General features: G+C 46.2%; 14 protein-coding genes. All 14 read left to right on the forward strand.

The genetic code is table 11. The features are described 5' to 3' along the window. Positions 1 to 9: 9 nt before the first annotated feature. The gene (locus tag R7P69_RS22875; RefSeq protein WP_005382024.1) at positions 10 to 837 is read left to right on the forward strand and encodes a CheR family methyltransferase; all 828 of its coding nucleotides are present in this window, start codon (positions 10 to 12) and stop codon (positions 835 to 837) included. A gap of 303 nt (positions 838 to 1,140) precedes the next feature. After that, positions 1,141 to 1,536 carry a flagellar basal body rod protein FlgB gene (gene flgB, locus R7P69_RS22880; RefSeq protein WP_005382026.1) on the forward strand — a complete coding sequence of 132 codons (396 nt, stop codon included), beginning with the start codon at positions 1,141 to 1,143 and terminating at the stop codon, positions 1,534 to 1,536. 5 nt (positions 1,537 to 1,541) lie between these two features. Beyond that, positions 1,542 to 1,955 carry a flagellar basal body rod protein FlgC gene (gene flgC, locus R7P69_RS22885; protein WP_005382028.1) on the forward strand — a complete coding sequence of 138 codons (414 nt, stop codon included), beginning with the start codon at positions 1,542 to 1,544 and terminating at the stop codon, positions 1,953 to 1,955. Between the two features lie 17 nt (positions 1,956 to 1,972). After that, entirely contained in the window at positions 1,973 to 2,683 is a 711-nt protein-coding gene (flgD, locus tag R7P69_RS22890) for a flagellar hook assembly protein FlgD (RefSeq protein WP_005382029.1), read from the forward strand. Between the two features lie 30 nt (positions 2,684 to 2,713). After that, on the forward strand, positions 2,714 to 4,027 hold the full coding sequence (flgE, locus tag R7P69_RS22895; protein ID WP_005382030.1) for a flagellar hook protein FlgE: 1,314 nt from the start codon (positions 2,714 to 2,716) through the stop codon (positions 4,025 to 4,027). Between the two features lie 330 nt (positions 4,028 to 4,357). Continuing rightward, positions 4,358 to 5,107, forward strand: coding sequence for a flagellar basal-body rod protein FlgF (gene flgF, locus R7P69_RS22900; RefSeq protein ID WP_005382031.1), 750 nt, complete (start codon positions 4,358 to 4,360; stop codon positions 5,105 to 5,107). Between the two features lie 18 nt (positions 5,108 to 5,125). Beyond that, a complete protein-coding gene (gene flgG / locus R7P69_RS22905; RefSeq protein WP_005382032.1) occupies positions 5,126 to 5,914 on the forward strand; it encodes a flagellar basal-body rod protein FlgG in 789 nt (262 codons plus the stop codon). Positions 5,915 to 5,944: 30 nt separating this feature from the next. Beyond that, on the forward strand, positions 5,945 to 6,724 hold the full coding sequence (gene flgH / locus R7P69_RS22910; RefSeq protein WP_017634834.1) for a flagellar basal body L-ring protein FlgH: 780 nt from the start codon (positions 5,945 to 5,947) through the stop codon (positions 6,722 to 6,724). Between the two features lie 43 nt (positions 6,725 to 6,767). Next, entirely contained in the window at positions 6,768 to 7,859 is a 1,092-nt protein-coding gene (locus tag R7P69_RS22915; protein ID WP_005393118.1) for a flagellar basal body P-ring protein FlgI, read from the forward strand. A gap of 16 nt (positions 7,860 to 7,875) precedes the next feature. Beyond that, positions 7,876 to 8,802 carry a flagellar assembly peptidoglycan hydrolase FlgJ gene (gene flgJ, locus R7P69_RS22920; protein ID WP_042522768.1) on the forward strand — a complete coding sequence of 309 codons (927 nt, stop codon included), beginning with the start codon at positions 7,876 to 7,878 and terminating at the stop codon, positions 8,800 to 8,802. Positions 8,803 to 8,962: 160 nt separating this feature from the next. Next, positions 8,963 to 10,903 carry a flagellar hook-associated protein FlgK gene (gene flgK / locus R7P69_RS22925; RefSeq protein WP_085570131.1) on the forward strand — a complete coding sequence of 647 codons (1,941 nt, stop codon included), beginning with the start codon at positions 8,963 to 8,965 and terminating at the stop codon, positions 10,901 to 10,903. A 13-nt stretch (positions 10,904 to 10,916) separates the two neighbouring features. After that, positions 10,917 to 12,110, forward strand: coding sequence for a flagellar hook-associated protein FlgL (gene flgL, locus R7P69_RS22930; protein ID WP_238952232.1), 1,194 nt, complete (start codon positions 10,917 to 10,919; stop codon positions 12,108 to 12,110). A gap of 427 nt (positions 12,111 to 12,537) precedes the next feature. Further along, positions 12,538 to 13,692 carry a flagellin gene (locus R7P69_RS22935; RefSeq protein ID WP_005382038.1) on the forward strand — a complete coding sequence of 385 codons (1,155 nt, stop codon included), beginning with the start codon at positions 12,538 to 12,540 and terminating at the stop codon, positions 13,690 to 13,692. A gap of 506 nt (positions 13,693 to 14,198) precedes the next feature. Then, positions 14,199 to 14,635 (forward strand): flagellin (locus R7P69_RS22940; RefSeq protein WP_140374088.1); only part of this gene is annotated, 437 nt, incomplete at its 3' end.

Here is a 14,635-nt window from a genome sequence, read left to right on the forward strand (position 1 = left end):
GAGACATTAATGACTGCTATTACAATCAGTGATCAAGAGTATCGTGACTTTAGCCGTTTTCTAGAATCGCAATGTGGCATCGTGTTAGGTGATAGCAAGCAATACCTCGTGCGTAGCCGACTGAGTCCTTTAGTGACGAAGTTTAAGCTCGCATCGTTATCAGATTTGCTACGTGATGTTGTTACAGGGCGTAATCGAGAATTACGAGTCGCCGCTGTGGATGCGATGACGACTAACGAAACCTTGTGGTTTCGAGATACTTATCCGTTCACGGTTTTAGCTGACAAATTATTGCCAGAAGTAGCGGCAAGCAAGCGCCCAATTAAGATCTGGTCTGCTGCCAGTTCATCGGGCCAAGAACCGTATTCTATTGCAATGACGATCCTGGAAACGCAACAGCGCAAGCCGGGCTTGTTACCAAACGTGTCCATTACAGCCACAGATATTTCGGCAAGTATGCTCGAGATGTGTCGTGCAGGGGTGTACGACAACTTGGCTTTGGGTCGCGGGCTTTCACCAGAACGTCGTCGCACCTTCTTTGAAAATGCGGACGGTGGTCGCATGAAAGTCAAAGATAACGTCAAGCGTTTGGTGAACTTTCGTCCACAAAACTTGATGGACAGTTACGCACTGATGGGTAAGTTCGACATCATTTTCTGTCGTAACGTATTGATTTACTTTTCTCCAGAAATGAAATCTAAAGTGCTTAACCAAATGGCGAGCAGTTTAAACCCTGGTGGCTACTTGCTGTTAGGGGCATCAGAGTCGCTAACTGGTCTGACTGATAAATTTGAAATGGTGCGCTGTAATCCGGGCATCATTTACAAGCTTAAATAGCGGTATCTCTTCATTGATAGAAAAGCCTGACTTCGTGTCAGGCTTTTTTGTTTGTTACCTTTCTGCGCCGAGCGTTTCATGTATCACTCAATTAGTTGAAGCGCGTTTTTGCCTTGTGCCCTCAACACGGTGTATCTTTATTAAGTGAACAAAGTGATACGACATGACATTCCAGTTACTTTGGCTCACTTATTGCTATTTCAATTCACGGTAACCACTAGGTTGGTGTAATGCTTTAGGTTTTGGCATGCTAATTGCTTTTTGGTTATCAATCACGGTCAGTTCTTAATTGTAGAGGCAAACATGGCTATATCTTTTGACAATGCACTAGGGATCCACCAGCACACGGTGGGCGTACGTGAGCGCAATGCAGAGGTGATTTCCACCAATATCGCACAAGCAAACACGCCTGGTTACAAAGCAAGAGGTTTAGACTTTGCGAAGGAATTGCAAGCGGCAACATCTGGGGCAAGCATTGGTCTTAGTCGCACAGATGGTCGGCATATTCCTGCCACTACAACGTTGGTTGGGGACAAGTTATATCGTCTTCCTACGCAACCAGATACGGGAGATGGCAACACGGTAGACTTGGATTTAGAGCGTAACTTGTTTATGCAAAACCAAATCAGACACCAAGCATCACTCGACTTTCTAGGCAGCAAATTCAAGAACTTAACCAAAGCAATCAAAGGGGAATAATTTAGATGAGCTTATTTAACGTTTTCAATGTGACAGGTTCCGCAATGAGCGCTGAATCCGTTCGTCTGAATACTACCTCAAGCAACTTGGCGAACGCCGACAGTGTCAGCAGCTCTGCGAAAGACACTTACAAAGCGCGTCATGCAGTGTTTGGTGCAGAGTTAAGTAACGCCATGCGTGGCGGTGATACGGTGCCAGTGAAAGTGATGGGTATTGTAGAAAGTGATAAACCGCTGAATGCGGAGTACAACCCAGACCATCCCCTAGCAAACGAAGAAGGCTACATCTACAAGCCTAACGTCAATGTAATGGAAGAAATGGCAAACATGATTTCAGCTTCTCGTGCATACCAAACTAATGTACAGGTCGCTGATTCTAGTAAACAAATGCTGCTGCGTACGCTGCAGATGGGTCAATAAGGATAAGGGGGTAGCGTATGGCCGGAATTAACAACGTTGGTCAAAGCGGCTTGTCCTATATCGACCAGCTTAAAAGTCTACAAGAGAGTAACAAGAAAGCGGAAGAGAGCACGGGTAAGCAGGATCTAAAACAGGAAGACTTCTTATCATTGCTCACGAAGCAACTGTCTCAGCAAGACCCTTTTAAGCCGGTAAGTAATGACCAGATGATTGCGCAAATGGCTTCATTTGCGACCGTTGATGGCATTGGCAAGATGAACACTCAGTTTGAGAGTTTGAATTCGTCAATGACATCAAATCAAGCGTTACAAGCTTCCTCTTTGGTAGGGCGTGACGTATTGGTCCCAGGAGCAGCAGGTGTGAAGCAGGACGACGCACCAATGGCGGCAATGGTTAAGCTTTCACAATCTATCGATAATCTGTTTGTTCGTGTAGAGGATGAAGCTGGCCAACTGGTTCGTACCTTTGAGGTAGGGGCGAAACCAGCCGGCGACACGCGTGTGCTTTGGGACGGTAAAGATGAAAGCGGAAATCCACTGCCAGCTGGCAAATACAAAGTGAAAGCGTCTGGCTTAGTTGAAGGGGAGTCGCAAGAGTTCCCAGTATCGACGTATGCCAACGTAAACAGCGTATTGCTTGGCAAAGGTGACGGAAACGTATTACTCAATCTGGCTGGTTTTGAATCGCCAGTTCGACTTGCAGAAGTATTGGAAGTCGGCAAAGCGTAGTCATAGCTCGCTAGATTAGGAGATTTTGGAATGTCATATGTATCTTTAAGCGGTTTGTCCGCCGCCCAACTGGATTTGAACACCACCAGTAACAACATTGCGAACGCCAACACTTACGGCTTTAAAGAGTCCCGTGCTGAGTTTGCTGATGTCTACTCTAACTCTTTATTTACTAACGCAAAAACCACACCGGGTGGTGGTGCGCAAGCAAGCCAAGTGGCACAGCAGTTCCATGAAGGCTCTAGCATTTACACCAACAACCCAATGGATTTGCGTGTTTCGGGGACAGGTTTTTTCGCTGTAGCGAAAGAGCGTCTAACTCCACAACAGAATGAACTGACACGTAATGGTGCATTTCACTTAAATAAAGAAAACTACATGGTGACCGCGAACGACGAGTTCTTATTAGGTTACCAAGTGGACCCAAGCTCTGGTGAGGTTTCTTCATACGAGCCACAACCCATCAATATTCCTGCTGAATTTGGTAAGCCAAAACAAACAGCAAACATTGAAGTGGGTGTGAACTTGCCAGCGAACGGCGATTTGAAAGATCCAACGCAGTTTGATTTTTCAGACCCAGATACATACAACCGTTCAACCTCTTCGACAATTTATGACTCGATGGGTCAGTCTTACAAGCTAACGACGTATTACTTGAAAGATCAGACTCAGCCAAATACATGGAACACTTACTACACCGTGACAGATAAAGAAGGTGAAAAGCCTTTAAATGTTGCGGCTGGTGATGCGCAAACGCCAACAGGTCATGTGGGGCATACCATGAAGTTCAACAACGATGGTACGTTGGCGAGCTTGAACAATGGTCAGCCAATCACTTCTGTGGCTCTGGGCGATCCGGCGACGAACACGACACCAGTCGATATGAATGGTGCCGATCCTGCGCAGACGCTTAACTTCGGCTTAGGCTCAGCAACACAGTTTGCGGCTCCGTTCGAACTGACTAAGTTTGACGAAGACGGTGCAACGACGGGCTTCCTAACCAAAGTTGACTTCGATGAAAACGGCAGCGTATTGGGAACTTACTCAAACGGTGAAAACGTTACATTGGGTCGTGTTGCTCTCGTACGTGTTCCAAACGAGCAAGGTCTGGATAAGAAAGGCGGCACTCAATGGGATTCAACGCAGTTCTCTGGTGACAAGATCTGGGGTGAATCAAATAAAGGCTCTTTCGGCACCATCAATAACGGTATGCTGGAACAGTCAAACATTGATATGACGCAGGAGTTGGTGGACCTGATCTCTGCTCAGCGTAACTTCCAAGCAAACTCACGTTCGCTCGAAGTACACAACCAACTACAACAGAATATCTTACAGATCCGCTAGAGCACTAGCTGGGTCATTCGATACTCTGCTTGAGTAAGCAATGGCGTGTGATTGCTTCTTAGTAATTACCGCTTTGTTCACTTTCATCATGACATTCATCTGATGCTTAGCCTGAATACACCTCACTCAGGCTAAGCATGCTTTGATCTACGATTTGCCGCTGTTGCCGCCGTATGGATCAAAACCTTGCCTCTCGTTACAGTTTTCTGCCCCTATTGACCTCTTTTAATTGTTGATTGTTAATTCAAGGTATTGATTGATAAGCCTATTTTTGTTTTGGCATAACTATTGCTTTTACTCCGTGTACAGAGAGATTTTTTGGAGTAATTTATGGATCGCGCACTGTTTCTCGCAATGAGTGGCGCCAAGCAAAATATGCAGGCACTACAATTGCGCGCTAATAACTTGGCTAACGTAAGCACGACCGGATTTCGGGCTGATTTAGCACAGGCTCGCTCAATGCAGGCTTATGGTGAAGGCCATCCTTCACGTGTGTTCAGCATGACAGAGCGTCCAGGGCATAACTTTGCTCAAGGTAGCGTGATTACAACAGGGCGTGATCTGGATGTGACGATTGAAGGCAGCGGTTGGATATCGGTACTCGATCACACAGGGAAAGAAGGGTTGACCCGTAACGGCAACCTAAAAGTCGATCAAAATGGCATGCTTACCAACGCAAGTGGTCATTTGGTGCTGGGTGAAAACGACGCGCCGATTACTTTGCCTATTCCTCTCTCCAAAATTGAAATCGGTCGGGATGGCACCATCTCTGTACTTCCTCAAGGTGCCCCGGCAGAAGAATTCCAAGCGGTTGATCGCATTAAGCTTGTTAAGCCTAATGATCAAAGCTTGTTTAAAGACACCAATGGCTTATTTCGCCATAAAACTCCAAACCAACCTTACGAAGCAGACGCGACTGTTAGCCTCCAGACGGGAGCGATAGAAGGCAGTAACGTGAATGCCGTAGGTGAAATGACCGCATTGATTGACTTACAACGTCAGTTTGAAATGCAAGTCAAGATGATGAGCACAGCTGAAGAAATGGATAAATCTTCAGATTCACTGCTTCGTATGAGTTAACAGAGTTAGAGGTTCACTATGCATCCAGCACTATGGGTAAGTAAAACAGGTCTAGACGCCCAACAAACCAACATTGCCACGATTTCGAACAACTTGGCGAACGCCTCTACTGTCGGCTACAAAAAGAGCCGTGCAGTATTCGAAGATCTGTTCTATCAGAACATCAACCAGCCTGGCGGCCAGTCATCTCAGAACACGGAACTGCCAAGTGGCTTGATGCTAGGTGCGGGTTCTAAAGTGGTTGCGACGCAAAAAGTGCACACGCACGGCAATGCACAGACAACGACCAACGCACTGGACATGATGGTGGAAGGCGACGGCTTTTTTCAAGTGACATTGCCGGACGGCAACATCGGTTATACCCGTAACGGTCAGTTCACGCTAAATGGTGAAGGCACGTTAGTCACGTCGGGTTCTGGCTACCCTGTAGAGCCTGAAATTGTGATTCCAGAAGATGCGATTTCTATTACTGTCGGTACGGATGGTGAAGTGTCGGTTCGCGTCCGAGGTCAGCAAGACAACCAAGTCGTTGGTCAGCTAACCATTACAGATTTTGTTAACCCGGGTGGCCTAGAGCCAATTGGTCAGAACCTTTACTTACCAACGGGTGCCAGTGGCGATCCACAAGAGGGTGTTCCTGGTTTGGACGGTTTGGGGGAAATTCGTCAATCCATGCTGGAAGCGTCCAACGTGAATGTAACAGAAGAGTTGGTCAACATGATCGAAGCCCAGCGCGTTTACGAAATGAACTCAAAAGTGATCTCGTCAGTCGATAAAATGATGAGCTTCGTTAACCAGCAATTGTAACGATTAAGAGCAAGATTTGAGGAGCTCACGATGAAACGTATTTGCCTACTCGCTTTGATTGCTACGATGTCGGGCTGTGCCATGTTGGAACCGATTGAAACGGATGAAGTGACACAAGCAACCACTGTGGTCGACGCAGTAGAAGGCGATAAATCGAAAGAAGAGAGCAGCGGTATTGTAGATACTTTACGTGGTAGAAGTGATCCGGTTGCTGGCGACCCTGCTTGGGCTCCAATTCATCCGAAAAACAAGCCTGAGCATTACGCTGCTGCAACAGGTTCGTTGTTTAGCGCCGAGCACATTACCGATCTATACGACGATTCTAAACCACGTGGTATTGGCGACATTATTACCGTAACACTGGATGAGACAACCAGTGCGACGAAAAGCGCAAATGCCGATTTATCGAAAACCAATGAAGCGCAAATGGACCCGCTTCAAGTGGGCGGAGAAGAGCTGAAAATTGGCGGAAAATATAATTTCTCTTATGACTTAAACAACTCCAACTCATTTGCAGGTGACTCTTCTGCAAAGCAGAGCAATAGCATCAGTGGTTACATCACTGTTGAGGTGATCGAAGTACTGGCAAACGGCAACCTCGTGATCCGCGGTGAGAAGTGGATGACGCTAAATACGGGTGATGAGTACATACGTTTAAGTGGCACTATTCGTCCGGATGATATTAATTTCGACAACACCATTGCATCAAATCGCGTTTCTAACGCAAGAATTCAATACTCAGGGACTGGTTTGCAACAAGATATGCAAGAGCCAGGCTTCTTGGCACGATTCTTTAATGTAGCGCTATAACACGCCGTGCTGACGGCAATTTGACTGCAAGAGATAAGTAAGCATGAAAAAACTCCTTTTAGTACTGATGAGCGTTGCTCTGTTTTCTACCGTAGCCCAAGCCGCACGTATCAAAGACGTCGCGCAAGTGGCAGGTGTACGAAGCAACCAACTCGTGGGTTATGGTTTGGTTTCAGGCTTACCTGGTACGGGTGAAGCGAACCCGTTTACAGAGCAAAGTTTCGCCGCCATGCTGCAAAACTTCGGCATTCAGATGCCGCCAGGCACAAAGCCAAAAATTAAAAACGTTGCCGCAGTCATGGTTACGGCAGAATTGCCGCCTTTCTCTAAACCGGGTCAGCAAGTGGACGTGACTGTCTCTTCCATCGGAAGTGCTAAAAGTTTGCGTGGTGGCACCTTGCTGCAAACGTTCCTCAAAGGTCTCGACGGTCAAGTTTACGCGGTTGCTCAAGGTAACTTAGTAGTGAGCGGCTTCAGTGCTGAAGGCGCTGACGGTTCTAAAATCGTAGGTAACAATCCAACCGTTGGTCTTATCTCTAGTGGTGCGACAGTAGAGCGAGAAATTCCAAACCCATTTGGTCGTGGTGATTACATCACGTTCAACTTGCTTGAGTCAGACTTCACAACGGCTCAACGTATGGCGGATGCTGTAAACAACTTCCTCGGCCCACAAATGGCGAGCGCTGTTGACGCGACATCTGTGCGCGTGCGTGCTCCTCGTGACGTCAGCCAGCGTGTTGCGTTCTTATCGGCAATCGAAAACCTAGAGTTTGACCCAGCAGATGGTGCAGCCAAAATCATCGTTAACTCTCGCACGGGCACCATCGTAGTTGGTAAGCATGTGCGTCTTAAACCAGCAGCAGTAACGCACGGCGGCATGACGGTTGCGATCAAAGAAAACCTGAATGTTAGCCAACCTAACGGCTTTTCTGGTGGGCAAACCGTAGTCGTACCAGACTCGGATATCGAAGTCAGCGAAGAGCAAGGCAAAATGTTTAAGTTCGAACCAGGCTTAACGTTGGATGATTTGGTCCGTGCCGTGAACCAAGTCGGGGCTGCGCCTTCGGACTTGATGGCAATTTTACAAGCATTGAAGCAAGCCGGTGCCATTGAAGGCCAGTTGATCATCATTTAATGGTTAGGAGGTAGGTATAATGAACAATCCTAACGACATTGGTTTTATCCATGACATCAGTTCTCTGGACACTCTGCGTCAAAAAGCAGTGAAAGAGGGAAAAGATGGCGAGCAAGAAGCATTGCATGCGGCTGCTCGTCAGTTCGAATCGATCTTCACCTCCATGATGTTGAAATCCATGCGTGAAGCCAATGAGGGCTTTGAGTCCAACATGATGAACAGCCAAAACGAGAAGTTCTACCGACAAATGTTGGATGAACAGATGGCGAGTGAATTGAGTTCGTCTGGTTCAATGGGACTGGCCGATATGATTGTTAAGCAATTAACGGCTGGGCAAGGGAACGACAAAAAAGAAACGGCTATGCGTGATGCGGCAAACAATGCTGCGGAATATCGTCGTGTTGACCCGAAAAAAGCGCGCGAGATTGAACAGCGCTTGATTGAATCTGGTCAACTATCTCGACCAAGCAATGAACCCACTCGATTCGATTCACCAGAATCCTTTGTTAACTCGATGAAGCCATACGCGGAGAAAGCTGCGAAAGCCCTAGGAGTCGAGCCATCTCTGCTACTTGCGCAAGCCGCTTTGGAAACGGGGTGGGGACAAAAGGTCGTGAAGAACGCGCGTGGCAGCAGCAACAACTTATTTAATATCAAAGCAGATCGAAGCTGGCAGGGTGACAAAGTGACGACTCAAACTTTAGAGTTCCACGATAACACGCCAGTGAAAGAGACGGCAGCGTTTCGCTCCTACTCAAGTTACGAAGACAGCTTTAATGACTTTGTACGATTTTTGAATGACAACCCACGTTACGAGACAGCATTGCAGAAACGCGGGAATTCAGAGTTGTTTATTCGCGGTATCCACAGTGCGGGTTACGCGACCGATCCGAATTACGCAGATAAAGTCCTGCAGGTGAAGGATAAAATCGAAAGTATGTAATGTCTCTGCGACAATTTATGACGTTCTCGAAGGCTTGCCATAGTGCAAGCCTTCACTTTATCTGAACATCTACGCCTTTCTATCACTTGGCACATCTTTTGCTTTTAATGTGTCTAGGTGATCGGTTTTGCCGATTTATATTTCGTTTTCGGGGGCATGTATGGCGTCAGATCTTCTGAATGTAGGTACTCAAAGTGTGCTTACTGCTCAGAGACAATTAAACACCACTGGTCATAACATTTCTAATGTTAATACAGAGGGTTATAGCCGTCAGTCTGTTATCCAAGGCACGAATGATCCGCGCATGTTTGGTGGTTCTACCTACGGCATGGGTGTGCATGTGGAAAATGTTCGCCGCTCGTGGGATCAGTTTGCCGTGAATGAACTGAACCTGTCGTCGACCAACAATGCCAACAAAACGGATACCCAAGACAATCTTGATATGCTCTCTAGTATGTTGAGCTCTGTGGCATCGAAGAAAATTCCTGAGAACCTGAATGAGTGGTTCGATGCGGTAAAAACCATGGCAGATACCCCGAACGATTTAGGGGCACGAAAAGTGGTATTGGAAAAGGCGAAAATCTTCTCTGATACATTAAATGATTTCCACGAAACCGTGCGACTGCAATCTGATGTCACCAATAAAAAATTGGATATGGGCATTGAGCGCGTTAACCAACTTGCGTTGGAAATTCGCGATATTCATCGACTGATGATGCGTACTCCCGGTCCACATAATGACCTGATGGATCAGCATGAAAAGCTGGTTACTGAGCTGTCAGAGTACACCAAAGTTACCGTAACCCCACGCAAAAATGCGGAAGGGTTTAATGTTCATATCGGCAATGGACACACTCTTGTTTCTGGCACGGAAGCAAGCCAGCTCAAAATGATCGATGGCTATCCGGATGTTCATCAAAGACGATTAGCAATGGTGGAAGGGAATGGCATTAAAGCGATCAAGTCTGATGATATGGATGGCAAAATCGGCGCTTTACTTGAAATGCGCGACAAACACATCCCACAACTGCAAGATGAAATGGGCCGTTTAGCGACGGGCTTTTCCTACAAAATTAATCAGCTGCAATCTCAAGGTCTGGATCTCAACGGCAAGATAGGTAAAGACGTATTTACCGACGTGAACTCTGAGCTGGTGGCAAAATCTCGAGTTTTTGCTGCGCCTGACTCACAAGCTGATGTTGCGGTTTACATCGAGGACATTTCCGCGATCAAAGGTGGTGAATATTCGCTGCGTTTTGATGGCGACCAATACAGCGTGACAACACCGAAAGGTGAGCAAATGTCGTTGAACATCGACCGTTCGGATTCGTCGTTTGTTCTGGATGGTATGAAAGTGCAAATTGGTGAAGGCCTTGGCGCCGGTGAGCGCGTATTGCTCCGCCCAACGAGAAGTGGTGCAGCCATCATAAAGATGGAAACCAATGACGCAAAAGCTATTGCCGCACAAAGTTATGAAGCCTCAACCACTTTTGCCCAAGGTAACGCCAAGTTTAAAATTCGTGAGGCGGGGGATGTTAAAGAGTTTGAGGTTACCGTACAACCAGCCGACGAGAAGCATGATAAGCCGTGGTTAAAGATCACGGATAACAAGGGTAATTTACTATCGGACAAATACTCATACCCGTTAGATAAAGATAACCCGATGATTGAAATCTCAGTGCCGAAAAGCCATCCGCTGTATAAAAACGGCGATGCAACCGTGTTTGAGTTGAGCGAAGGCGCACTGATGAATGATAAATTCACCGCAAACTTGGTGCCTTCTGAAGGTGGTAACGGCAACTTGAGAAAAATGCAGAAGATCCAAACAGACAAGATGATGGATGGAAAATCCAGTACCTTGATCGATGTTTATCATAACCTCAATACTGAAGTTGGACTGAAATCTTCTACAGCAAACCGTTTAGCCTCCGTCGCTCGTTTAGAGCATGAAGCGGCGCAAGAGCGCGTTGCTTCTATTTCTGGCGTTAACCTCGATGAAGAAGCGGCCAACATGATGAAGTTTCAACAAGCGTACATGGCTTCATCACGTGTGATGCAAGCGGCGAATGATACCTTCAATACCATTTTACAACTGAGGTAAGGAGAAGAGATAAGTGCTAACCCGAATTTCTAGTTTCCATAACTATCAGTCCGTACAAAATGATCTGCGTCGTCAAGAGAATAAGGTTCACCACAACCAAGAGCAACTTGCTTCAGGGAAAAAGTTACTGAAACCTAGTGACGACCCCCTCGCTGCGCATTACATCCAAAACATTAGTCAGCAACAAGAACAGCTACAACAATATCTTAGCTCGATAGTGTTGGTGCGTAATCGTCTAGAAAACCACGAAGTTAATATCGCCAATGCGGAGAATTTTGCCGACGAGTCGAAGCGCTTAACGATGGAGATGATTAACGGTGCCTTTTCTGCTGAAGACCGACAAGCAAAGAAGCGTGAGTTAGAAGAGATTGCGAACAACTTCCTTAACTTAGTGAACTCGCAAGATGAATCTGGTAACTACGTGTTTGCGGGTACTAAGCCAAAAAGCCAACCATTCTATCGCGATAAAGACGGTAGTGTTCAATACGCTGGGGACGATTATCAGCGCAAAATGAAAGTCTCTAGCATGCTCGAGATGCCAATGAACGATCCTGGCAGCAAGCTGTTTATGGAGATACCAAACCCATTTGGCGATTATCAGCCGAATTACGATCTACAAAACGGCTCTGAGCTGTTGCTAAACAAAGCCACTAACGTTGATACGAAGGATGATGCGGCGTATCGCGTGACATTTGTCGATATGAATAACGGCAAATTTGGTTACCAATTAGAGCGTAACGGCAAAGTAGTGGATGCCGATGAGTTTTCTCCAGAGAAAGGGATTGAATACAAAGGCCTGAAAGTGCACGTAAAAGGCCAAATTACGCCTGGTGACAGCATTGAGATCGAAAAGCGGGCAGAGTTCAGCATTTTCGATACCTTCAAGGATGCAATGGCATGGTCAGACAAATCGGTTTCGGATACGTCGGCGACCGCCAAATTGCACCAAATGACAGAAGAATTCCACGCTGCTTTTATCCATTTGAATAAAGCGCGTACAGATGCCGGTGCTCGATTGAGTACGCTGGATATCCAAGAGCAAAATCATGAAGACTTTAATTTTTCTCTGGCAAAAGCGAAGAGCAACTTTGAGGACTTGGATTACTCTAAAGCCGTGATCGAGTTCAGTGAAAACTCGCGAGCGTTACAGGCATCGCAACAAGCATTCGGTAAGACCAAAGATCTAACGTTGTTTAACTACATCTAGTATGGCACTCATACACATTGTCTGATTTTGATGCCTTATGTGCAAAGCCTTAAGCGCGATAAGTCGGCGTAACCTGAGAGTCTGAGATGTCATGCGGCACGATTTTACCCAAAGCGGCAATGAGGCGGGAGGCAAGTCGGGCGGCAACAGGGCAGCGTTCAATACCCTTGGGCTAAGATGAGTCTGACAAACCTGAAATAGCTTAATGATAAAGCTAACTTATTGTTTATTTGATTCTTTTAAAAGCAGTTAAATAATTTACGCAAGTTGGCACACAAATTGTATTGAAAATATCAGAACAGATTTAGAGATTCTAAACCCTGCGTTTAAGGCAGATTTAGCAAGTAACTTTTACGGTCAGTGCTTATCCAAATGAGAGTAAAGCTGGCCGCTTCGCAAAAGCTTGCGAACTCAACAGGAGAGCAAAATGGCTGTAACAGTTAGTACTAACGTCTCCGCGATGACCGCGCAGCGTTACCTAAACAAAGCGACTGATGAATTAAACACGTCGATGGAGCGCTTATCTTCAGGACATAAGATTAACAGTGCAAAAGATGATGCGGCAGGTCTACAGATCTCTAACCGCTTAACTGCACAGTCTCGTGGCCTAGATGTCGCAATGCGTAACGCGAACGATGGTATCTCGATTGCACAAACCGCTGAAGGTGCGATGAATGAGGCAACCTCTGTCATGCAACGAATGCGTGACCTTGCGATTCAATCATCGAACGGTACTAACTCTCCAGCTGAGCGTCAGGCGATCAACGAAGAGTCAATGGCATTGATTGACGAGCTAAACCGTATTGCAGAAACCACTTCATTTGGTGGTCGTCGTCTATTGAACGGCTCATTCGGTGAAGCAGCATTCCAGATTGGTGCGAGCTCAGGTGAAGCCATGATCATGGGACTCACCAGCATTCGTGCGGACGATACTCGCATGGGCGGTGTGACCTTCTTATCTGAGAACGGTAAAGATAAAAACTGGAGTGTTGACCCAGCTAAATCTGACTTGAAGATCACGCTACCAGGTATGGGTGAAGACGAAGACGGCAATGTTGATGATCTAGAAATCAACATTAATGCCAAAGCGGGCGACGACATCGAAGAGCTTGCCACTTACATTAATGGTCAGTCTGATATGATTAATGCGTCTGTAAGTGAAGATGGCAAGTTGCAAGTTTTTGTCGCGCATCCAAACGTTCAGGGTGAGATTTCTATTTCTGGTGGATTAGCATCTGAGCTTGGCCTGAGTGATGAACCTATCAGAACGTCAGTACAAGATATTGATATGACCACGGTACAAGGTTCTCAAAACGCGATTTCTGTGCTGGATTCGGCACTGAAATACGTAGACTCGCAACGTGCAGACTTAGGTGCGAAGCAAAACCGTTTGAGTCACAGCATCAACAACTTGGCGAATATCCAAGAAAACGTTGACGCATCGAACAGCCGAATTAAAGATACAGATTTTGCGAAAGAAACCACGCAAATGACCAAAGCACAAATTTTGCAACAAGCAGGAACATCGATTCTTGCTCAAGCGAAACAGTTGCCAAACTCTGCAATGTCACTATTGCAGTAGTTTACTTAGCCTGTGCTCAATACATTCAGACGTGGATGGGAATGCAGGCTTTTGGCAAGCAACTTTACAATAGAATGAGCGGCTCTCTCATCTCTCACCTGCCAATCATTTTCAATGTAAAGTTGCACTCGGTATGCCGGAAATGTGTTCATTTCTCTTGATCTCCACATAGGCTCTGGCGACCAACCTAGCCCCAGTTCTCTCAAAGGAAAAGGGGCTTTTTCTTTTCTAATTCTTACGTCTATCGTCTGCGAACTTATCTTCAATTGTTTCCTTTCGCTGGTTTTCTATACAATTTGGCCCTCTCGGCTCGATTTGTGGAAACTTGAGCACTTTTTCTTACTTTTCTTCAATTTTATTAGCTAAATCTCGCAATGTTATTTTTTTAAACTTTTTTCTAAAGCTTCTGAATTTGGTGTCGTTAATAGAGGTAACTTTGAGAGAACTACTTGGTTTTCCGAGACGTCGGAAACCGCTACATCGGAAAATCAATTGGAGAAATCACCATGGCAGTGAATGTAAACACAAACGTATCAGCGATGACCGCTCAGCGTTACCTAAACAACGCAAACTCAGCACAACAAACTTCTATGGAACGTTTGTCTTCAGGTTTCAAAATCAACAGCGCGAAAGACGACGCTGCGGGTCTTCAAATCTCGAACCGCTTGAACGTACAAAGCCGTGGCCTGGATGTGGCTGTTCGTAACGCGAACGACGGTATCTCGATTGCACAAACTGCTGAAGGTGCAATGAACGAGACCACTAACATTCTTCAACGTATGCGTGATTTGTCTCTACAATCAGCAAACGGTTCAAACTCGAAAGCAGAACGTGTTGCGATTCAAGAAGAAGTGACCGCGCTAAATGACGAACTAAACCGTATCGCAGAAACCACTTCTTTCGGTGGTAACAAGCTACTAAACGGCACACACGGTGCGAAATC

The sequence above is a fragment of the Vibrio sp. 661 genome (assembly GCF_033339315.1).
Taxonomy (GTDB): Bacteria; Pseudomonadota; Gammaproteobacteria; order Enterobacterales; family Vibrionaceae; genus Vibrio; species Vibrio alginolyticus.